At 61.5% G+C, this 20,164-nt stretch carries 18 protein-coding genes; 14 read left to right on the top strand and 4 right to left on the bottom strand.

The features are described 5' to 3' along the window. The first annotated feature begins 3 nt into the window (after nt 1-3). From AC1RGE_RS01055 to AC1RGE_RS01035, 5 genes are all read left to right on the top strand, one after another. Nucleotides 4-978: a YVTN family beta-propeller repeat protein gene (locus tag AC1RGE_RS01055; RefSeq protein WP_492583053.1), complete on the top strand. Its 975-nt coding sequence runs from the start codon at nt 4-6 to the stop codon at nt 976-978. Further along, a complete protein-coding gene (locus AC1RGE_RS01050) occupies nt 975-1,733 on the top strand; it encodes an ABC transporter ATP-binding protein (protein ID WP_342404092.1) in 759 nt (252 codons plus the stop codon). Before AC1RGE_RS01055 ends, AC1RGE_RS01050 begins: the two co-directional genes overlap by 4 nt. Continuing rightward, nucleotides 1,730-2,521 carry an ABC transporter permease gene (locus tag AC1RGE_RS01045; protein WP_011060506.1) on the top strand — a complete coding sequence of 264 codons (792 nt, stop codon included), beginning with the start codon at nt 1,730-1,732 and terminating at the stop codon, nt 2,519-2,521. The genes AC1RGE_RS01050 and AC1RGE_RS01045 overlap by 4 nt, the downstream gene beginning before the upstream one ends. A gap of 232 nt (nt 2,522-2,753) precedes the next feature. Continuing rightward, a complete protein-coding gene (locus AC1RGE_RS01040; RefSeq protein WP_011060505.1) occupies nt 2,754-3,296 on the top strand; it encodes a PQQ-dependent catabolism-associated CXXCW motif protein in 543 nt (180 codons plus the stop codon). Nucleotides 3,297-3,350: 54 nt separating this feature from the next. Further along, nucleotides 3,351-4,016: a response regulator transcription factor gene (locus AC1RGE_RS01035; RefSeq protein WP_072451454.1), complete on the top strand. Its 666-nt coding sequence runs from the start codon at nt 3,351-3,353 to the stop codon at nt 4,014-4,016. A gap of 94 nt (nt 4,017-4,110) precedes the next feature. Here the strand turns inward: AC1RGE_RS01035 and nahK are convergent, their stop codons facing one another. From nahK to AC1RGE_RS01015, 4 genes are all read right to left on the bottom strand, one after another. Further along, entirely contained in the window at nt 4,111-6,753 is a 2,643-nt protein-coding gene (nahK, locus tag AC1RGE_RS01030) for a hybrid sensor histidine kinase/response regulator NahK/ErcS' (protein WP_041752122.1), read from the bottom strand. Then, nucleotides 6,683-7,846: a nitric oxide-sensing protein NosP gene (nosP, locus tag AC1RGE_RS01025; RefSeq protein WP_011060502.1), complete on the bottom strand. Its 1,164-nt coding sequence runs from the start codon at nt 7,844-7,846 to the stop codon at nt 6,683-6,685. Before nosP ends, nahK begins: the two co-directional genes overlap by 71 nt. Before the next feature lie 387 nt (nt 7,847-8,233). Next, nucleotides 8,234-9,418, bottom strand: a complete 1,185-nt coding sequence (locus AC1RGE_RS01020) for a porin (protein ID WP_492583052.1) — start codon at nt 9,416-9,418, stop codon at nt 8,234-8,236. Nucleotides 9,419-9,642: 224 nt separating this feature from the next. Beyond that, entirely contained in the window at nt 9,643-10,689 is a 1,047-nt protein-coding gene (locus AC1RGE_RS01015) for an Ldh family oxidoreductase (protein ID WP_492583051.1), read from the bottom strand. A 131-nt stretch (nt 10,690-10,820) separates the two neighbouring features. On the opposite strand from AC1RGE_RS01015, the gene AC1RGE_RS01010 reads away from it, so the two are divergent. The 9 genes from AC1RGE_RS01010 to AC1RGE_RS00970 all read left to right on the top strand — a co-directional run bounded on the left by AC1RGE_RS01010 (nt 10,821) and on the right by AC1RGE_RS00970 (nt 19,708). Continuing rightward, complete coding sequence (locus AC1RGE_RS01010) at nt 10,821-11,696, top strand: MurR/RpiR family transcriptional regulator (RefSeq protein WP_047285528.1); 876 nt, start codon at nt 10,821-10,823, stop codon at nt 11,694-11,696. A 16-nt stretch (nt 11,697-11,712) separates the two neighbouring features. Continuing rightward, nucleotides 11,713-12,465: a transporter substrate-binding domain-containing protein gene (locus AC1RGE_RS01005; protein WP_210457077.1), complete on the top strand. Its 753-nt coding sequence runs from the start codon at nt 11,713-11,715 to the stop codon at nt 12,463-12,465. Nucleotides 12,466-12,551: 86 nt separating this feature from the next. Next, on the top strand, nt 12,552-13,271 hold the full coding sequence (locus tag AC1RGE_RS01000) for an ABC transporter permease (RefSeq protein WP_492583049.1): 720 nt from the start codon (nt 12,552-12,554) through the stop codon (nt 13,269-13,271). After that, nucleotides 13,268-13,978, top strand: coding sequence for an ABC transporter permease (locus AC1RGE_RS00995; RefSeq protein WP_047285522.1), 711 nt, complete (start codon nt 13,268-13,270; stop codon nt 13,976-13,978). Before AC1RGE_RS01000 ends, AC1RGE_RS00995 begins: the two co-directional genes overlap by 4 nt. Before the next feature lie 46 nt (nt 13,979-14,024). Continuing rightward, complete coding sequence (locus AC1RGE_RS00990) at nt 14,025-15,266, top strand: NAD(P)/FAD-dependent oxidoreductase (RefSeq protein ID WP_492583048.1); 1,242 nt, start codon at nt 14,025-14,027, stop codon at nt 15,264-15,266. Between the two features lie 16 nt (nt 15,267-15,282). Further along, a complete protein-coding gene (locus AC1RGE_RS00985; RefSeq protein ID WP_103291351.1) occupies nt 15,283-16,083 on the top strand; it encodes an amino acid ABC transporter ATP-binding protein in 801 nt (266 codons plus the stop codon). Nucleotides 16,084-16,297: 214 nt separating this feature from the next. Next, nucleotides 16,298-16,804: a hypothetical protein gene (locus AC1RGE_RS00980; RefSeq protein ID WP_492583046.1), complete on the top strand. Its 507-nt coding sequence runs from the start codon at nt 16,298-16,300 to the stop codon at nt 16,802-16,804. A gap of 391 nt (nt 16,805-17,195) precedes the next feature. Beyond that, nucleotides 17,196-17,834 carry a hypothetical protein gene (locus AC1RGE_RS00975; protein ID WP_492583044.1) on the top strand — a complete coding sequence of 213 codons (639 nt, stop codon included), beginning with the start codon at nt 17,196-17,198 and terminating at the stop codon, nt 17,832-17,834. After that, nucleotides 17,831-19,708, top strand: coding sequence for a caspase family protein (locus AC1RGE_RS00970; RefSeq protein ID WP_492583042.1), 1,878 nt, complete (start codon nt 17,831-17,833; stop codon nt 19,706-19,708). Before AC1RGE_RS00975 ends, AC1RGE_RS00970 begins: the two co-directional genes overlap by 4 nt. Nucleotides 19,709-20,164: the final 456 nt, after the last annotated feature.

Genomic DNA, 20,164 nt, shown 5'->3' with positions numbered 1-20,164 from the left:
GCCATGCGCCGCCCCCTTCTCTGCCGCTCCGTCCTGTGCGCGGGCCTGCTGCTCGCCGCCGGGCACGCCATGGCCGCCACCGCCTGGGTCTCCAACGAAAAGGACAACAGCCTGAGCCTGATCGACCTGCAGACCCTGGAAGTCACCCAGACCCTGCCGGTGGGCCAGCGCCCGCGCGGGCTGCTGCTGTCCCATGACAACAAGCTGCTGTACATCTGCGCCAGCGACTCGGACCGGGTCCAGGTGATGGACGTGGCGACCCGCAAGATCATCAAGGAGCTGCCCTCCGGCAAGGACCCCGAGCAGTTCGCCCTGCACCCCAACAACCGCTGGCTGTACGTGTCCAACGAGGACGATGCGCTGGTCACGGTGATCGACACCGAGACCGCCAAGGTCCTCGGCCAGATCAACGTCGGGGTCGAGCCCGAAGGCATGGCGGTGAGCCCCGACGGCAAGTGGGCGGTGAACACCAGCGAAACCACCAACATGCTGCACTGGATCGACACCAGCACCCAGACCCTGGCCGACAGCACCCTGGTGGACCAGCGCCCGCGTTTCGTCGAGTTCAACCAGGACGGCTCAAGGCTTTGGGCCTCAGCGGAAATCGGCGGCACCGTGACCATCCTCGACGTGGCCACGCGCCAGGTGCTCAAGACCCTGAACTTCAAGATCAAGGGCGTGCACCCGGACAAGGTGCAGCCGGTGGGCATCAAGCTCAGCGCCGACGGCAAGTACGCCTTCGTCGCCCTGGGCCCGGCCAACCACGTGGCGGTGATCGACGCCAAGACCTACGAGATCCTCGACTACCTGCTGGTGGGGCGCCGGGTCTGGCAGCTGGCATTCACCCCGGACCAGAGCCAGTTGCTGGCCACCAACGGGGTCAGCGGCGATATTTCGGTGATCGACGTGAACAGCCTCAAGGTGCTCAAGTCGGTGAAGGTCGGGCGCTATCCCTGGGGCGTGGTGGTGACCCCATGAACGCCCTGGAGGTCAGCCAGCTGAGCTTCGCCTACGGCCCGCGCCAGGCCCTCGATCAGGTCAGCCTGAGCCTGGCTCCCGGGCGCTTTGCCGCGCTCTTGGGCCCCAACGGCGCCGGCAAGTCGACCCTGATCGCCCTGCTCACAAGGCTCTACGACCTGCAGCAGGGCGACATCCGTGTCGGCGGCTGCTCGCTGCGCAACGCCGCCCGGGCCGCCCTGCGCCAGCTCGGCGTGGTGTTCCAGCAAAGCACCCTGGACCTGGACCTGAGCGTGGAGCAGAACCTGCACTACCACGCCGCGCTGCATGGCCTGTCGCGGCGCCAGGGGCAGGCACGGATCGACGCCGAACTGGCGCGCCAGGGCTTGAGCGAACGGCGCCGGGACAGCGTGCGCGCCCTCAATGGCGGCCACCGCCGGCGGGTGGAGATCGCCCGCGCCCTGCTGCATGAACCGCGCCTGCTGCTGCTCGATGAAGCCAGCGCCGGCCTCGACCCCGCCAGCCGCCTGGCGCTCAACCGGCACATTCGCCAGCTGTGCCAGGAACAGCGCCTGAGCGTGCTCTGGACCACCCACCTGCTGGATGAGGTGCAGGCCGACGACCAGTTGCTGATCCTGCATCAGGGGCGCCTGGTGGCCAGTGGCGTGGCCGGCACCATCAGCCAGCAGCAGGGCGGCGACCTGGGCGCGGCCTTCGCCCGCCTGACCCAGAATCCCCTGCCACGCCCGGCCCCGATCGGAGAACCGCTTGCATGAACGCCTACTGGCAGTGCCTGCGCGGCATCGTGCTGCGCGAATGGCTGCGCTTCGTGCTGCAGCGCACGCGTTTTCTCAGTGCCCTGGTGCGGCCCCTGCTATGGCTGCTGGTGTTTGCCGCCGGCTTTCGCGCGGCCCTGGGCATCGCCATCATCGAGCCCTACAGCACCTACATTCCCTACGAGGTCTACATCGTCCCGGGGCTGGCCTGCATGATCCTGCTGTTCAACGGCATGCAGGGCTCGCTGTCGATGGTCTACGACCGGGAAATGGGCAGCATGCGCGTGCTGCTCACCAGCCCCCTGCCCCGGGCCTTCCTGCTGGCCAGCAAGCTGTTGGCCACCTCGCTGATCTCGCTGCTGCAGGTCTACGCCTTCCTCGCCGTGGCCTGGCTGTATGGCGTGCAACCGCCGGCCATGGGCCTGCTGGCCGCGCTGCCGGCGCTGCTGCTGGTGGCCCTGATGCTCAGCGCCCTGGGCCTGCTGCTGTCCAACGCCATCCGCCAGCTGGAGAACTTTGCCGGGGTGATGAACTTCGTGATCTTCCCGCTGTTCTTCCTGTCCTCGGCGCTGTACCCGCTGTGGAAGATGCTCGAAGCCAGCCCCTGGCTGTACTGGCTGTGCACCCTCAACCCCTTCACCCACGCCGTGGAACTGGTACGCTTCGCCCTGTATCAACGCCTCAACCTGCTGGCCCTGGCGGTGTGCCTGGGGCTGACCCTGGTGTTCTCCCTGCTGGCGGTGCTGACCTTCAACCCCCAGCACGCCGCCCTGCGCAAAAGCACCTGAGCCAAAATCCTGCCACCCACCTCCACCCAACGTAGGAGCTGGTTTGCCAGCGAACAGGCCCGCAATCCCAACGCCAGACCCCAGGCCCCTTTCGCCGGCAAGCCGGCTCCTACACAGCGCTTGCCCATGGGCGATCTACGACTTTGGTACTGCTTTTGCTGTCGATGGTCGCATTCACAAAAGGCCCTGCCCTGGCATGTAATGGGCCTATAACAAAAAGGATAAAAGCCTTATGCCCCGTGCCTTAGAGACCCTGGCCGCGCTAACCCTGAGCCTGGCGCTGGGCGCCGCCCATGCCGCTGCCCCGCTGTTTTCCGCCGAGGGCTATCGCACCAGCCTGTACCGCAGCCCGACCCCGCTGCAGATCGACCAGGGCCGGATCATCGACACCCCGGGCCTGCAAGAGCTGCTCAAGGAGCAACCGGCGCCCCTGCTGATCGACGTCTACCGCCGGCAATGGCTGCAAGGCCGCTTCATCGACAGCGAGCCCCACGCCAACCTCCCCGGCAGCCACTGGCTGGCCAACACCGGCGACGGCGAACTGAGCCCCGAGTGGCAGGCCTATTTCGCCGGCAACCTGCAACGGCTGAGCCACGCCGACCCGCAGCGCGCCCTGGTGTTCTATTGCCGTGCCGATTGCTGGCTGAGCTGGAACGCGGTAAAACGCGCGGCAGCCCTGGGCTATAAGAACATCTACTGGTACCGCGACGGCCTGGATGCCTGGGAGGCCGCCGGCCTGCCCGTGGAGGCGGCCCGGCCGCAACCCTTTCCCTGAGCGCCGCAGCACGGCGTTGCCCCCCCCATAACCACAATAACGAGGTGAAAGGCCATGTATAAAATTCTGATAGCCGACGATCACCCACTGTTTCGCGAAGCCATCCACAACGTCATCAGCGACGGATTTCCCGGCAGCGAGGTGATGGAAACCGCCGACCTGGACAGCGCCCTGGCCCTGACCCAGGAACACGACGACCTGGACCTGATCCTGCTCGACCTGAACATGCCCGGCATGCACGGCCTCAACGGCCTGATCACCCTGCGCAACGAAGCGCCGACCATTCCGGTGGTGATCGTTTCCGCCGAGCAGGACAAGCAGATCGTGCTCCAGGCCATCACCTACGGCGCCGTCGGCTTCATCACCAAATCCTCGGCGCGCTCGCAGATGACCGAGGCCATCGAACAGATCCTCAACGGCAACGTGTACCTGCCGCCGGACATCATCCGCACCCAGAAAAGCCCGCCGGGGCGGCGCAGCAGCGAGACCCCGAGCTTCCCCCCGGAACTGCTCCAGGCCCTGACCCGCAAACAGCTGTTGGTGCTGGAACGCATGACCAAGGGCGAATCCAACAAACAGATCGCCTACACCCTGGACATTGCCGAAACCACGGTGAAGGCCCACGTCTCGGCGATTCTGCGCAAGCTCAACGTGCACAACCGGGTGCAAGCGATCCTCAGTGCCGGGGACATCGATTTCGGCGCCTACCTGCGCCGTTGAATTACGCTGATCGTGCACCGACCCTGTAGAAGCCGGCTTGCCGGCGAAGGCGATCTTGCGGGCCCCTTCGCTGGCAAGCCAGCTCCTACGGTTGTCAGGGATGCCGCGTTGGGCTCAGCAGGTGGCTGATAGCGGTCTTGAGTTTCATCGGGCGCACCGGTTTGTGCATCAGGGTGTGGCCCAGTTCGCGCAGTTGCTGTTTGAGCTCGTTGCTGTAGTTGGCGGTGATCATCATCGCCGGGATCGCCAGGGCGCGCCGGGCGTTGATTCGCGCTACCGCATCGATGCCGTTCTGTTGCTGGTCCAGGTGGTAGTCGGCAATCAGCAGGTCGGCCTCTGCGCGGTAGTCGTCCACCTGGCGCGCCAGGTCTTCTTCGGACAAGGCGGTGATCACCTGGCAGCCCCAGCCTTCAAGCAAGGTGCGCATGCCGGCGCAGATCGCCGCGTCGTTATCCAGCACCCAGATCCGCGCCCCCTGCAAACGCTCCAGCAGGGCGTCGCCCAGCTCCGGGCGCGGCGCTGGCAAGGGCGCGCTGGCGCTGATCGGCACCTGCACGCTGAACACCGAACCACGCCCCGGCCAGGAGCGCACGCCAATGCGGTGCCCGAGAATCCCGGCAATCTTCTCGACGATGGCCAGCCCCAGGCCCAGGCCGCGATCCTGGTCCGGGCGCTGTTCTTCGCCACGCTTGAACTCCTGGAAGATTTCCTCCAGGCGTTCGGCGGCGATACCCATGCCGCTGTCCCAGACTTGGATCGACAGCCAGCGCCCCTGGCGCCGACAGCCCAGCACCACCCGGCCCTGGCGGGTGTAGCGGATGGCGTTGCTCAACAGGTTGCGCAGAATCCGCGCCAGCAGCTGGATGTCGCTACGCACCAGCGCCGAGCAGGCCACGAAGTGCAGTTCCAGGCCTTCGCTGCGGGCCACCTGGGCGTACTCGGCGGCGAGGTTTTCCAGCAGTTCGCTCAAGGCAAAGGGCGCGATATCGGCCTTGATCACCCCGGCATCGAGCTTGGAAATGTCCACCAGGGTACCCAGCAGGTTTTCCACGTCTTCCAGGGAGTTGCTGACATTGCGCACCAGGGCGCTGCTGGCCTGGGGATCGCGACGCTCCAGCAAGGCGCTGGTGAACAGCCGCGCGGCGTTCAGGGGTTGCAGCAGGTCATGGCTGACCGCGGCAAGGAACTTGGTCTTCGACAGGTTGGCCCGTTCGGCCTCGGCCTTGGCTTCGCGCAAGCGTGATTCCACCCGGCTGCGCTCTTCGATCTCGCGCAGCAGCTGCTGGTTGAGGGTGGTCAGCTCGGCGGTGCGTTCGCGCACCCGCAGCTCCAGGTTCTGGTAGGCCTGATGCAGCGCCTCGGCGGTGCGCCGGCGCTCGGTGATGTCGCGGATCAGCACGAAGATCCCCACCACCTCGCCATTGGCCAGGCGGTTGGGCACGTAGGAGCGCAGCATGTAGCGCTCCTGATTGTTGATGTTGGTCTCGGCGAATTCGAAGGTCACGCTCTCCCCGGCCAGGGCCCGCTCCACATAGCTTTCCAGGCGCTGGTAGTGCTGCTCGCTGTGCACCTCGCGCAGGCTCTGGCCGAGCATCACGCCGCGGGGCCAGCAGTACCATTCCTCGTAGACCTTGTTGGTGAACTCGTACACCAGGTCGGCATTGAGGTAGGCGATCAGCGCCGGCACATGGTCGGTGATCAGGCGGATCCAGCGTTCGCTTTCGCTCAGGGCCTCGGCGTGCTGGTAGCGCTCGGTGATGTCGGTGAAGGTGTTGACGAAACCACCGGTGGGCAGCGGATGGGTGCGGATCTCCAGCACCCGGCCATCGCTCAGGCGCTGCTCGCATTCGTGGATCGGCCGGCCGTTGGCGTCGCGGCTGTCGGGGCTCAGCAGGCGCAGTTCGCTGTCGCCGATGACCTCGGCAAACAAGCGATGCGCGGCCACCGGGGCCAGCCCGCTGAGCTCCAGGAAGCGCCGGTTCCACAACTCCAGCACGCCCTCGGCGCTGACCATGGCCACGCCCTGGGACAGGTTGTCCACCGCCCGTTGCAGCAGGTGGGACTTTTGCGCCACCGCCTGTTCCCGGCGCAGGGTTTCGCTGTGCTTGACCTCGGTGATATCGGTGAACAGGATCACCCGCCCGCCTTCCCGGGTCGGCCGCTCGCTGACCTGCAGCCAGCGGCCGTTATGCAGGCGATACAGCAACTGCTCGTCACCGCCACTGCGCGGTTCTTCGCTGAACAGCCCGGTGCTGGTCAGCAACCTGCGCACTTCCGAGAGGCGCATGCCGGCCATGATCCGTACCCGGCTGTGGCTCCAGAAGGCACGGAAGCGGCTGTTGAACAGGACGATGCGCTGCTCCTGGTCGAACAGCACGAAGGCGTCGGAAATGCTCTCGATGGCATCGATCAGATGCTGGTGTGCCGTCTCGGCCCGCAGCCGCGCTTCGCTGAGCAAATGGTTGCCGGCCTTGAGCTCGGCCATGGCCTGGTTCAGGGCGTCGGTGCGTTCGCGCACCTGCTCGGCCAGTACCACCGAATGCTGGAACGCCGCATAGGGGTCATTGCCGCGGGTGATGCCGGATTCGACCCGTTCGATCAGCGCGCTGTTGATCCGCCGCAGCTTGCGGTTCTCGCGCTGCAGGTCATCGAGCTGCGCTTGCAGCTCAGCGGCGGGCCGGAGTTCGACTGCGGGCAATGGCGACCCCGGTGAAGGTCTGGTTGATGTGCATGCCATTGAACTGTTCTCCGTAGGTGTTGAAACCCATCACCCGCTGTTCCCGCAAAAAGGCCCCGATCTGCTCCAGGCTGCCCTGCCCCTCCAGCTCCAGGCGGCGCAAAAAGCAGTCGCAGCCAATGGTCAGCAACAACCCGCCGAGGCGCTGCTGCAAGCCGTCGAACAGCTGTTGCAGGTTGGGCAGCAAGGGGCCGGGGGTCATGGCGGTGAGGACGATGCCGTTTTCCACCGCGCAGTAGAAACTCAGGCTCAGGTCCGGGTGCACCTGCTGCACCGCGCGCACGTAATAGTGCTGGTTGATGCGCACCGCCAGGGGGTGGGCGGCGAACACCCGGTGGTCGAGCTGCGCCAGGGGCACGCCGATCAGCCGCGCGTACTCCTCGGCGGCGGGCTCGGCGTTCAGTTCATAGACCCGGCGCAAGGTACTGTCGGCACCGGTGACCACCAGTTTTTCTTCCCGGGGCTGGATGTGGTGGGTGGTGAACACCTCGAAATCCAGCCAGGTGTTGACCAGCACCACCACCGCCGCGCCGCTGTGGAACTCGCCGCCGTAATACACGTGGGTGTGGGTCAGGTAGTTGTCATCGCCGGCCGAACCGCCGAAATGCGGAATGTCCCCCAGGGCCGCGCTGAGGGCGGCCAGGACCATTTCCTCGCGGCTCGACAGGCCGTCCAGCAGGGTCAGGGCGAAGCTGTTGCCCTTGATCGGCGCCAGGGTGTTGCTGCGGCAGCGGCCCACCAGGCGTTCGACCATCTGCTGGGCGTCGATCAGGCTGAAGTGCTCCATCTGGTCGATCAGTTCGGCGGCGATGGAAAAGTGCCGGTGATCGAAGCCGATGGCGGTCACGCAATTGCGCCCGTAGCCCAGGGGGGTGATTTCCCCGGCGCTGGTGCAGCCCACCAGGGGGATGCCGCCAAAGCTCTGTTGCAGGGCCGGGCCGAGGGTTTGCAGGGGGTATTCGGCGGAACAGAAGAACAGCACGAAGCCCAGGTGCGGATGCAGCAACTGGCTGGCCAGGTCCTGGGCCACCTGCTGCGGATCGACGGCCTGGGACATGGCGCTGACCACGCCCTCGCTCTGGGCTTGCTGCATCGTCGCCTCCGGCGCGGGTTGTCTGAGCAATGAGTGTACGAAGCCGGCCCCGGGGCACGAATGCTACTTGGGTAGCGGGTAGCCGGTTCCATGGGTGTAGGCGCTGGCTTGCCAGCGAAGGCGTCGGCCGGTTTGGTGCAGGGCTTGAGGGCCTATTCGCCGGCAAGCCGGCTCCTACGGGGAAGGCGTCAATGCGGAAAACAGGCGGGAAATGCGGGGCGCGACCTGCGTAGGCGCTGGCTTGCCAGCGAAGGCGTCGGCCGGGCTGGTTCAAGGCTGGCGGGCCTCTTCGCCGGCAAGCCGGCTCCTACGGGAAATGCGGGAGATATGGGGAATGGAGGGGGCGCCGGCCCGGGCGCGATGCGCGCGCCAGGGCCGGCGCTGGGGTTACCAGGTCAGCACCGCGCCCACGGCGAAGGTGTCGGTGTTTTCGTTCTGCGCATTGGTGTGGTGGCCGTCGATCTCGAACTGGTTGTACTCGGCCACCAGCTTGAGGTTGTCGTTGATGTCGTGGAACAGCGCCACGCCCCGGGTCTGGTAATCGGCGCCGCTGCCGACCACGCCGTTGCCGTCGTCACGGGTCTTGCCGTAGGACAGCGCCAGGCGGTTCTTGCCCAGTTTGTAAGAGCCCTGCAGCAGGTAGCCCTTGCTGTCGACATTGCGCAAGGTGGCTTCGCCGGCATTGTTGGTGAAGAACGGGTTGATGCCCTTGGCCTGGAACCCGGAGCCGGTCAGGGACAACCCGCCCATCTTCGCCTGCAGGCCATAACCCAGGCCCTTGGAGGTCACCGACTGCACGTTGGGGTCGGTGTTGTCGGAGGTCTGGTAGCTGCCGTTGAGCCAGCTGTAGAACTTGGCCCCGCCCAGGTCGAACTGGTAGGTGACCTCGCTTTCGGTGCGCGGGTTCTTCTGGTAGGCCTTGCCCAGGGCGCTGCTGTCGTTGGTGTCCACCGGGTCGAGGATGCCCACCGCCACCCGCAGGCCGTCCATCACCGGGCTGCGGTAAGTGATCTGCGACGAAGGAAAGGGATAGGGGTAACCGCTGCCGATGTTGCCGAACGACACCCCGCCGCCGTCCACCAGCCCCAGGCTGTCGCTGACCTGGCCGTACCCGGCGAGCATTTCATCGAGCAGGATGTTGGAACGGGCGAACAGGCCGAAGTCCTTGCCGATCAGCACCTCGCCCCACTCCGGGTTGGCCACGGTGCCGTAGAACTGGCGCACGTCGATGGCGGTGTCGGTGCCGTTGGTTTCGCTGTCGTTGATGGTCACCCAGAACGAGGCCCGGGCGCCGAGCTTGAGGTCGTCCACCTGCTTGCCCATGTTGAAGCCCAGGTAGTTGGGCAGAAAGCCCATCTTCACCCGCGCCTGGCGGCGGTCGTACTGCTCGCCGGCGCGGTCGACCTTGCTGTTGACGTAGAAGGCGTTGATGTAGCCGTCGGTGGAAAAGGTCGTCTGGTCCTTGTCGTACAGCATGATCTCGGCTTCGGCGACAGAGCCCAGGCCAAGGGTCGACAGGCCGACAAGCAGGGCCGGAATCAGAGGGTACTGGCAGTTCTTATTGTTATGCATGGCGCGCTCCGCAAACGGGGGACGAAATGTCGGAGGCGATTATCGAAACGCGCCAAGGCCGCCCATAGGCTGCCTTGGGGGCAAGTTCACGGTGCTTTGGAGGGGCTGGCAGGGAGCGGCAAATCCGATCCACGACCGGCCCGCTACCGGGCCCACTACCTGGAGTAACACCAAGGGCTCATGGACCCGGGTGCGAAGGGATGAAGTCCTTAGTCGTCGCCCGTTCAGTCGTCGCCCGCCAGGGCCCGCAGCCGCGCCAGTTCGGCGGCGGCCAGGGGAATGCCTTCTTGCAGGGACTTGGCTCGGGTGCGGTAGCGCCGGTCGCCGGGCATGCGCTCCAGGCCCACGGCCTGCATCTGCCGCACCAGCTCGCCGCTGCGCTGGGCAAAACGCCCGCCGCCCAGATGGTTGGGGTCAATGACGATCAGCAGTTGCCCGGTCCAGGGCGTTTGCGCCCCGGGGTGTTGCGACCAGTCGAATTCGAAGGAGAAGTTGCCACCGGTCAGCGCCGCCGCCAGCAGCTCCACCATCATCGACAGCGCCGAGCCCTTGTGCCCGCCAAAGGGCAGCAAGGCGCCACCGTCGAGAATCGCTGCCGGGTCGCAAGTGGGCTGGCCGTCGCGGTCCACCCCCATGCCCGGTGGCAGCTGCTGGCCCTGGCGCTTGGCGATCTGCACATCGCCGTGGGCAATGGCGCTGGTGGCCAGGTCGAAGACGATGGGCTCGGCGCCTTCGCGGGGTGCGGCGAAGGCAATCGGGTTGGTGCCGAACAGCGGGCGCTGGGCGCCATGGGGCACCACGCAGGTCATGCTGTTGACCAGGCTCAGGGCCACCAGGCCTTCTTCGGCGAAGGGCTCGACATCCGGCCACAGGGCGGCGAAATGGTGGGAATTGCGAATCGCCAGGACCGCGATCCCGGCGCTGCGGGCCTTGCTCAGCAGCAGCTCGCGGGCCGCCGCCAGAGCCGGCTGGGCAAAGCCGCCTGCGGCGTCCACCGCCACCACGCCGGGGGCCACATCCTCCACTTGCGGCAGCGCCTGCCCATTCACCCAGCCACTGGCCAGGGACGACAGGTAACCGGAAATGCGGAACACCCCGTGGCTGTGGGAACCGTCGCGCTCGGCGCGGGCGCAGTTGTCGGCCAGCACCCGGGCCACTTCGGCAGAGGTGCCGTGGCGAAGAAAAATGCGTTGCAGCAAGTCGGTCAAGGCAGGCAGGTCGAGGTACTCGACGGGTGCCTGCGCCAGGGTCGCCTGGTTCGCTTCGGTCATTGCAGCTCCATTGGAATTGTTATTGGAAGGTGCCTGACTATCGCGTCACGCCAGTTAACTGTCAAATGTTGACTTCATGACAGAAAACATTCATTTTCCATTGTCAACGGCCCACAAGAATGAAAACAACCATGAGCCAACCCATCAAGCAACGCCTTGAAAGCAGCCTGTCCAGCGCCACCGCGTCGGGCCGGGCGATTGCCAGCTACATGCTGGCCAACCTCTATGAACTGCCCTTCCAGACCGCCGCCGACATCGCCGAAAAACTCGGCGTCAGCGAATCCAGCGTCGGCCGTTTCTGCCGCGCCATCGGCTACAGCCATTTCAAGGATCTGAAAAACGACCTGAAGAACGACCTCGGCGAAGGCCCGTGGCTGGTGGGCGACCGCTTGCAGGAATTTCGCCAGCAGCCCAACCCGGCGGCCCAGGGCCTGCCCCGCAGCTTCGAGCTGGAAGTGGCGGCGCTGGTCAAGGTCTACGAATACAGCCTGACCCCGGCCTGGCAGACCGTGGTCCAGCGCCTGGCCAGCCGGCGCCGGGTGTACGTGGCGGGGTTCCAGACCGAGCGCGGCATCGCCGCCTCCATGGTCCACCTGCTGCAATACCTGCGCGACGGCGTGCACCTGGTGGACGGCGCCGCCGGGCATTTCGCCGACGTGCTGCTGAGCCCCGCCGAAGACTGCGCCCTGGTGGTGTTCGAGGCCCGGCGCTATTCGCGCCATGCCCTGACCCTGTGCCACAAGGCCCGCGAGGCCGGGATTCCGGTGACCCTGGTCACCGACACTTTCTGCGACTGGGCCGAGCAGAACGCCGACGAGGTGTTCCGCGTGCCCACTGAATTCAACCTGTTCTGGGAGTCCACCGCGGCCATGCTGTCGCTGGTGCACCTGTTGGTCAACGAGGTGTGCAAGCACCTGGGACCCGAGGTGGAAAAACGCCTGGAAGCCACCGCTGCCCTGCATAACGAGTTTGTTGGCTACACATCGTCCGCCCGACCAAAACAATAAATAACCGAGGTGCTCCATGAACAACGTCCTCCGCTTCGCCGGCGCTTGCGCCCTGGTCATCGCCGCCTCCACGGCCCAGGCCGAAACCCTGAAGATCGCCACCGAAGGCGCCTACCCACCCTTCAACTACGTGGACTCCAACAACCAGCTGCACGGCTTTGACGTGGACATCGCCAACGCCCTGTGCAAGCAGATGAAGGTCGAATGCCAGATCGTCGCCCAGGACTGGGAAGGCATCATCCCGGCGCTGCTGGCGAAGAAATACGACGCCGTGGTGGCCTCGATGATCGCCACCGACGAACGCAAGAAGAAGATCGCCTTCAGCAACCACTACTACCGCACCCCGCTGTCGGTGGCGGTGCCCAAGGACTCGGACATCACCGACGCCCAGACCAACTTCAAGGGCCGCACCGTGGGCGCCCAGGCCTCCTCGACCCAGGCCATCTACGCCGAGGACCACTACGGCCCGGCCGGTGCCGACGTGAAGTTCTACCCGACCCTGGACGAAGCCAACAGCGACCTGGCCGCCGGGCGCGTGGACGGGGTGATCGCCGACAAGTTCCCGCTGCTGGCCTGGGCTGAAAGCGCCGGCAAGGACTGCTGCAAGATCATCGGCGACGTCAATGGCACCACCGCCGACGCTTCCATCGCCGTGCGCAAGGAAGACAACGCCCTGCGCGAGCGCCTGAACAAGGCCCTGGACGAGATCGTTGCCGACGGCACCTACAAGAAAATCTCCAGCCGCTACTTCGCCTTCGACATCTACTGACCGCCCGCCTTTGCCGCTGCCCTTGCCCCGCGTTCCCTTGAGCGCGGCGGCACCCTGCACGGTTCATTTTTCCAGAGGGTTCGCGCATGTTCGAACAGCTGTCACTCCTGTCCTTTGCCAGCGGCGGCTGGGGCTCGGCCCTGCTTGCCGGGGCCCTGGTGACCATCGCCCTGGCGCTGGCCTGCGTGCCCATCGGCCTGCCCCTGGGCTTACTGGTAGCCCTGGCCGCACGCTCGAAAAACCGCTGGGCGCGGGCCTGGGCCACGACCTTTTCCACGGTGTTTCGCGGCCTGCCGGAGCTGTTGACCCTGCTGATCATCTACTACGGCTGCCAGATTGCCGCGCAGAAGATCCTCGCCGCCCTGGGCTACCCCGGTGAAGTGGCGATCAACACCTTCGTCGCCGCGATGATCGCCTTCAGCCTGGTGTTCGCCGCCTTTTCCAGCGAGATCTGGCTGGCGGCGTTCAAGACCCTGCCCAAGGGCCAGTACGAAGCCGCCCGCGCCCTGAGCCTGTCGCGCCGCACCACCTTCACCCGGGTGCTGCTGCCACAACTGACCCGCATCGCCCTGCCGGGGCTGTCCAACAACTGGCTGTCGCTGCTCAAGGACACCTCCCTGGTATCGACCATTTCCCTGGTGGACCTGATGCGCCAGACCAACCTCGCGGTCAGCGTGACCAAGGAACCCATGCTGTTCTACAGCGTGGCCTGCTTTGGCTACCTGTTCTTCTCGGCGCTGTCCGGGCACCTGTTCAGTTTTCTTGAACGGCGCTTCAACCGTGCGCAACGGAGCCTGCAACCATGAGCCTGGATGACCTGCTGAACCTGTTCCTCAACCAGGAACTGCTGGAACGCTACGGCCCGCGCTTTATCGACGGCCTGCTGGTGACCGCCAAGCTGGTGGCGATTTCCTTCAGCCTGGGCGCCGTGCTCGGCTTGCTGATTGCCCTTGGGAGGCTGTCCAGCAATCAGTTCCTGCGGCGCTTTACCGGGGCTTATGTGTACTTCTTCCGTGGCTCGCCGCTGCTGGCCCAGCTGTTCATGCTGTATTACGGCCTGGGCTCGTTCAAAGGCTTCTGGCAGGACGTGGGCCTGTGGTGGTTCTTCCGCGACGCGTGGTTCTGCACCCTGCTGGCCTTCACCCTGAACACCGCCGCCTACCAGGCGGAGATCCTGCGCGGCAGCCTACTGGCCGTGGCCCAGGGCCAGCGCGAAGCCTGCAAGGCCCTGAGCCTGTCGCGCTGGACCGCGTTTCGCAAAGTGATACTGCCGCAGTCGCTGCTGATCGCCATCGGGCCGCTGGGCAACGAGCTGATCCTGATGATCAAGGCCAGCGCCATCGCCTCCCTGGTGACCATTTACGATCTGATGGGGGTGACCAAACTGGCCTTCTCCCGCAGCTTCGATTTCCAGATCTACCTGTGGGCCGCGGTGCTGTACCTGCTGATCGTCGAAATAGTGCGGCGCAGCCTCAAATACCTGGAAGGCCGCCTGGGCCGGCACCTGAACTGAACCCTTTAGCGGGCCGCCGCGCGGCCCCTGTCATAAGGACTGAAACATGCATTGCCAAACCCTCGTCCTGGGCGCCGGAATCGTCGGCGTCAGCAGCGCCCTGCACCTGCAGGCCCGCGGCCGCCAAGTAGTGCTGCTGGACCGCCAGCCCCCGGGCAACGGCACCAGCCACGGCAACGCCGGGCTGATCGAACGCGCCAGCGTGATCCCCTACGCCTTCCCCCGGGAGGTGACCAAGCTGGTGCGCTACGGCCTCAACCAGCAATCGGACGTGCGCTACAGCCTGCGCCACCTGCCCAAGGCCGGCCCCTGGCTGCTGCAATACTGGCGCCACTCCTCGCCCAAGGGCCTGGCCGCCGCCACCCGCGCCATGCTGCCGCTGATCGAACGCTGCGTGAGCGAACACCTGGCCCTGGCCCGCCCGGCCAACATGCTGGAGCTGATTGCCGACGGCGGCTGGCTCGAAGCCTTCAACGACCAACAGGCCTTCGACATCGCCCAACGCGCCGCCGCCGACCTGCGCGACTACCAGCTCAACTACCGGGTACTGGACCGCGCCGAACTCTTGACCCTGGAACCCGGCCTGCACCAAGACGTAGTGGGCGGCCTGCATTGGCTCGACCCCAAGACCGTCAGCGACCCCGGCGGCCTGACCCGCGGCTACGCCGAACTGTTCAAGCAGCGCGGCGGCCAATTCGTCATCGGCGACGCCCTGAGCCTGACCCAGATCGAAGGCGGCTGGCAGGTGCACAGCGAACTCGGCCCGATCAGCGCCCAGGAAGTGGTGGTGGCGCTGGGCCCGCAAGCCAGCGGCCTCTTCGAGCCCCTGGGCTACCGCATTCCCCTGGCGATCAAGCGCGGCTACCACATGCACTACGCCGCCCTGCCCGGCACCCGCCTGCAGCATCCGATCCTCGACCCGGTGGGCGGCTACGTCCTGGCGCCGATGGTGGGCGGCATCCGCCTGACCACCGGCATCGAATTCGCCGACTGCGACGACCCGATCAACGAAATCCAACTGCGCCGCTGCGAAGCCCTGGCCCGGAACTTCTACCCCCTGGGCGAACGCCTAGACGCCGAACCCTGGCTGGGCCGCCGCCCGTGCCTGCCGGACATGTGCCCAGTGATCGGCCCGGCCCCGCGCCACCCCGGCCTGTGGTTCAACTTCGGCCACGCCCACCACGGCCTGACCCTGGGCCCGGTGAGCGGCCACCTGCTGGCGCAGATGGTCACCGGCGAAACGCCCTTTACCGACCCCACCCCCTACCGCGCCGAGCGCTTCAACTGACCGACGGAGAACCGCCATGCAGACCCAGACCGCCCCGCTTCCCGCCGCCCGCCAAGCGCCCGCCCAGCCCATTGCCGACCCGCGTGAAGTGGTGATCGATATTGCCGGGCTGAACAAGTTCTACGGCGCCTTCCACGTATTGCACGACATCGACCTCAAAGTGCGCCAGGGCGAACGTATCGTCCTCTGCGGGCCTTCCGGCTCGGGTAAATCGACCCTGATCCGTTGCATCAACCGCCTGGAGATTGCCGAAAAAGGCCAGATCCTGGTGGACCGCACCGACCTCTCGCAAAACACCCGCGAAGCCGCCCAGGTGCGCAGCCAAGTGGGCATGGTGTTCCAGCACTTCAACCTGTTCCCGCACATGAGCGTGCTGGATAACTGCACCCTGGCACCGATGACCGTGCGCGGGTTGTCGCGGAAAAAGGCTGAAGAACTGGCCCGGGGTTTTCTGGCCAAGGTGGGCATCGAGAACCAGGCGAATAAATACCCGAGCCAGCTTTCTGGCGGGCAGCAACAGCGTGTGGCGATTGCAAGAGCGTTGTGCATGGAGCCGAAGATTATGTTGTTTGATGAACCGACTTCGGCGCTGGACCCGGAGATGGTGAGTGAGGTGTTGGATGTGATGGTGAAGCTCGCCGGCAGCGGCATGACCATGTTGTGTGTGACCCATGAGATGGGGTTTGCGCGGCAGGTGGCGGAGCGGGTGTTGTTTTTGGATGGGGGGCGGATTGTGGAGGATGCACCGCCGGAGGCGTTTTTTGGCGCGCCGAAGAGTGAGAGGGCTAAGGCGTTTCTTGCGCAGATTGTGCATTGAGGTGGGAGGCACTGCGCACTTTTCGGCACTTGTTTAGCTTAAAGTGGCGAGGACTAGTTAGTGAAAGACTGCTATCGGCCAAAAGCGGCCTCTCATCTGACGAATGCTTTTAGCCTAGGCAGATGGATTGTCTGAGTGCAAACAGTCTCAAAGGAACTGTATGATTCCCTAGACGCGGCATTGGGCTTTTCTCATTAGCAACGGAAGCAAGGCGATGTATCAAGCGCAGTATTGGGTGGAGCTGCAAAATCTTAAAGCACATGTCTACTATCTAGAACTCTACCAAATCAGATCTGAAAATATAGAGAGAGGAATAGCTATAGTACTAGCCATAGCATCGGCTGGAAGTATTGGTGGCTGGGCTATCTGGAAAGAATACGCATTTGTGTGGGGCTTCTTCATCATGCTCAGCCAAGTCGTATCGGTCGTGTACAAATTTCTTCCATTCAAAGCCCGCATCAAGCCTCTAAGCGCAGCGGGAATAGAGCTTTCTGTATTAGCTGATGACGCAGAAAAAGGGTGGTTTGATGTCGCGCAAGGTGAGCTGACCGAGCGAGAAATCAACGAAAAACGTTTCGCAATACGCAAGAAGAAATCGGCGGTAATGAAATCTGCATTTGCTGGAATGGTCATTCCTGAGAAAGCAGGTCTTATGACCAAAGCCGAGTCGCAGATGAGACGGTACTTCCAAAGCCATTACCCGGAGTTGACCAATGAGTAACGAGAAATCGCAGCCACCACGCCATAACCCAAGCAGACCAGTACAGACCAATGATCGAGGGTTACCTCCTGTACAAAACACTCTTCCTATGCCGAAAGTGCAACCCCCGAAAAAAGAGAAGTGAATCACAGGTGATCCGGTTCACGACGGTTGAGCTGATCACCTTTTGAATAAAGCATTTTCGATTGTCCGAGCGTCGACGCCAGTACCGGCTGACAGGAGACATCCTTACAGCTTGTAAAAGTGCGACAGCAGGGAATTTCTATATTTTGCTCTACAATTAAACGTAACACACAACGGGTCTATAGCAACCACACGGTGGCATCTCATAGTGTCGGCATGGCTGACTTTAATTTTAGCCCTAACTAGATCGGTAAAAGTGGTGAAGATCGTGGAGCGTAACAGCCAGAGCGTTGATTATTTTGTAGATTCTGACTTTGTAGAAAACTTTAATGAATCCCTGAGAAAGATGTTATCTACGCTTCAGCAAATCATAATGAAAAAGTATATCGATCCAGAAAACGCGCAACGTATAAAGCATGGCGCGACGTTCTGCAATCCTGCTGCTCCCCAAGTATACAATGGCGGGATTGAAACTCACTCCACGCTTTTTGATATTACGCTTGAAAGCATTGTTGCTCATGACGTTAAAATTTTAGAAAGATGCTTCAATCGTTTTCAGGAGGAGATGGAAGCTCAGTTTGCTAGTATGATCTATTCATCACTATCGAAGGTCTGTGATCAAACTGGAAACGTTGTGGATGCAAAGAATTCTGGATCTCTGCAACTCGCCTTCTTGGAAATGCTTGAAAAAATCGAGTTTAGTGCGAACAAGACAGGAGAAGTGACACTTCCAGAGATCCACCTTGGAACGGATGGGTTTAATGAGTTCACAAGGGTAATGCAAGAAAGCACTCCGGCATATAAGGCGATGGTCGAAGACATTAAGGCAAGAAAGGTGGCTGAGGCGTTGGAAAGAGAGTCTGCTCGAAAAGCTAAGTTTGTGCGTTACGGAGAGAGTGCGCGATGAGGATCCTCCTAGCAATTGGCTGCAACGAATATGATCACGCTAAACCTCTCGAATCTGCAGAGTATGATGCGTTAAGAATATTCAATGCTCTCGTGAAGCCTGAAGTTGGTCAGTTCAACACCGAACACTCCCTATTTCTACAGTCTCCGACCATTGAACAAGTTAGATCTGCATTAAAAAAATCGCTTTTCGAAAACTCATACATAGAGAATTTCACGTTTTTTTTCGCAGGACATGGTGGTGTGAGTTCTGGTAGCTTCCATATGTGGCTTCGGGATACAAGCCCAAGAATGCAATCTATGACGGCGCTGTCGTTGAGTGAGTTGTTTAGGCTGCTTAACGAAACATCGCCAAAGCAGAGCAATATAATTATAGATGCTTGCCAGAGTGGTGGGCTGATATCGGATCTCGGAGTACTATTAAAGCCTGAGCTTATTGGTGATGCCGGAACACCTGCTTTGACGCTAATCGCTACGTCAGCAAAAAACCAGACCGCCGGCGAAACTCAAGCAGGAGGTATAGGTACTAACGCCATTCTCGACTGCTTGGAAGGAAGGGACTTTGTACAAGATAAAGCAAGTATTTTAGATTTGGTAGAAATAGGTAGGCATATATCAAAGAAACTTGATGATCATGGACAAAATGCAATCGTTTGGGGGCTGAATCTGTATGGGCCACCTAGTTTTTGCCGTAATCCTAAATATGAAACAGATCCCAACACACCTCTCCGCAGTTTAATGCATCAGTGGCCATCAAATCTCGATAAAGCAATAAAAGACAATTACAATGACATATGGAGCATGTATGGCGCATTAGATCAGCAATGGAACGCTTCACGGTTTATTTCACTTGTGAATTCAGTATTAAATCCATGCCGGGAAAATGAATCGATATTGATTAGCTGCGCTGATCGTTTAGCTGTGACATTCTCTACAAAAGCTGCACAGTCTAATGACGCTTATCGGACGCCTATGATTACTGCTGGAGTAGTGGCTTGCCTACTCCCGAGTTTGGGTGCGCCTATAGTAGATGCTGGAGCAGAACTGCTAACTTACAAGCTTGCTGAAGAGCTTCTAGTCGTAAACGAGTCCGTATTGTCCTCGCTGGAAAAAAATAAGTACTGTTTGTTGCCACGAGAGGGTGGTGGCTTTGTGGAATTGTATCAATTACCTCTTCGCTTATCTAAGATTCTAGGATGGGCAGGAGTCGCGTTTCTTTGCGCGCCGGAATCGCATCAGACGAAAGCAGGTCAACAATTCGCTGGCATTCTAAATAAAATATTGGAATTGTATTCCGGTTCTGTGATTGCATTGAGTGATGCTCAAGCGTCACACTGGGAGGTTTCTCTAACTGTGGCCAAAGCGTTGGACCTCAATGAACAAGCCGAACAGCTAGTCGGGTTGCTATTCAACTCTATAATTAGCTGCGAAGGCAAGATCGCCAGATATGATATTCCCCCCGACAAGGCTCTGAACTATCTACTCTCTCGGGAGCATAGGAATTTTAAAAACAACTACGACCTTGTAGAGAAACCAATTGAGACTTTATCCGTGCTATTGAGAGCGGCTAAGATTTTTGAGCTTGAAGATATTTTGAATGAAGAATTATGGCAGATTGACGGTTTGAGTTTTTCTTGCTATCGCCCAGCTTCCTATATTCACTACTCCTCAATTGTTATGGAGGGCGGAACGAACGAGGCATGGCAAATCGGTTTTGATGTTTTTCGAGTTGAGGACTTCATAAAGTCTTGGACATTATCCTATGAGCTCAGTGGAAGCGTTGCCTACAAGCTTTCAGTCATTGGATCGTTATTGCTCGAGGATCGTGTACCTTGGTTTTGTCTTGATTGTTCCCTTGATAGTTTAAAGGATTAGTTGTGACTCGTACTGCGACTGCGATTATTTTGACTAAATTTTTCACGAATGGTCGCCAAGCTTATCGTGATCAATAAATGACAATATCGTAATAGTCGACGAAGTTAAGTACTGCGCTAGGTTGTGTGTAAGACAAAATTTTTCTCTTATCTGAGTGTCCGTTTTTGGCTTTAAGCAGTTGCTGCGCACGTCCTCTTTTGGCCGAAAGCTGTCTCTCAAGTCTGTCTACAAGACCAGATAACTGTTACGACATAACCGCTCAAACATCTCACCCAATGCACAGTTGCCGCCTCCAAACACCGCCCCTATAGTTCCCACTCGCAGCAACATCCGCGACGACCTTGGCCGGTCGAATTACAACGCAGCATCAGCGTCCACAACACCTTTGCAATCACCTTTCCGGTGCCCGCGACAGGATGTGATGACGGCTGTGCGCGATGATTCTCCGGTCGTCAT

It is taken from the genome of Pseudomonas sp. GW823-FHT02C05, assembly GCF_058797595.1.
This window is presented reverse-complemented; position numbering and strand designations above follow the sequence as displayed.

What these genes read in the sequence shown, in the direction of transcription:
- AC1RGE_RS00990 (WP_492583048.1), top strand. Translation starts at nt 14,025, where the DNA reads ATGCATTGCCAAACCCTCGTCCTGGGCGCCGGAATCGTCGGCGTCAGC.
- AC1RGE_RS00980 (WP_492583046.1), top strand. Translation starts at nt 16,298, where the DNA reads ATGTATCAAGCGCAGTATTGGGTGGAGCTGCAAAATCTTAAAGCACAT.
- AC1RGE_RS01035 (WP_072451454.1), top strand. Translation starts at nt 3,351, where the DNA reads ATGTATAAAATTCTGATAGCCGACGATCACCCACTGTTTCGCGAAGCC.
- AC1RGE_RS01050 (WP_342404092.1), top strand. Translation starts at nt 975, where the DNA reads ATGAACGCCCTGGAGGTCAGCCAGCTGAGCTTCGCCTACGGCCCGCGC.
- AC1RGE_RS01020 (WP_492583052.1), bottom strand. Translation starts at nt 9,418, where the DNA reads ATGCATAACAATAAGAACTGCCAGTACCCTCTGATTCCGGCCCTGCTT.
- AC1RGE_RS00995 (WP_047285522.1), top strand. Translation starts at nt 13,268, where the DNA reads ATGAGCCTGGATGACCTGCTGAACCTGTTCCTCAACCAGGAACTGCTG.
- nosP (WP_011060502.1), bottom strand. Translation starts at nt 7,846, where the DNA reads ATGCAGCAAGCCCAGAGCGAGGGCGTGGTCAGCGCCATGTCCCAGGCC.
- AC1RGE_RS01010 (WP_047285528.1), top strand. Translation starts at nt 10,821, where the DNA reads ATGAGCCAACCCATCAAGCAACGCCTTGAAAGCAGCCTGTCCAGCGCC.
- nahK (WP_041752122.1), bottom strand. Translation starts at nt 6,753, where the DNA reads ATGGCATGCACATCAACCAGACCTTCACCGGGGTCGCCATTGCCCGCA.
- AC1RGE_RS00970 (WP_492583042.1), top strand. Translation starts at nt 17,831, where the DNA reads ATGAGGATCCTCCTAGCAATTGGCTGCAACGAATATGATCACGCTAAA.
- AC1RGE_RS00985 (WP_103291351.1), top strand. Translation starts at nt 15,283, where the DNA reads ATGCAGACCCAGACCGCCCCGCTTCCCGCCGCCCGCCAAGCGCCCGCC.
- AC1RGE_RS01040 (WP_011060505.1), top strand. Translation starts at nt 2,754, where the DNA reads ATGCCCCGTGCCTTAGAGACCCTGGCCGCGCTAACCCTGAGCCTGGCG.
- AC1RGE_RS01005 (WP_210457077.1), top strand. Translation starts at nt 11,713, where the DNA reads ATGAACAACGTCCTCCGCTTCGCCGGCGCTTGCGCCCTGGTCATCGCC.
- AC1RGE_RS01015 (WP_492583051.1), bottom strand. Translation starts at nt 10,689, where the DNA reads ATGACCGAAGCGAACCAGGCGACCCTGGCGCAGGCACCCGTCGAGTAC.
- AC1RGE_RS01045 (WP_011060506.1), top strand. Translation starts at nt 1,730, where the DNA reads ATGAACGCCTACTGGCAGTGCCTGCGCGGCATCGTGCTGCGCGAATGG.
- AC1RGE_RS01055 (WP_492583053.1), top strand. Translation starts at nt 4, where the DNA reads ATGCGCCGCCCCCTTCTCTGCCGCTCCGTCCTGTGCGCGGGCCTGCTG.
- AC1RGE_RS01000 (WP_492583049.1), top strand. Translation starts at nt 12,552, where the DNA reads ATGTTCGAACAGCTGTCACTCCTGTCCTTTGCCAGCGGCGGCTGGGGC.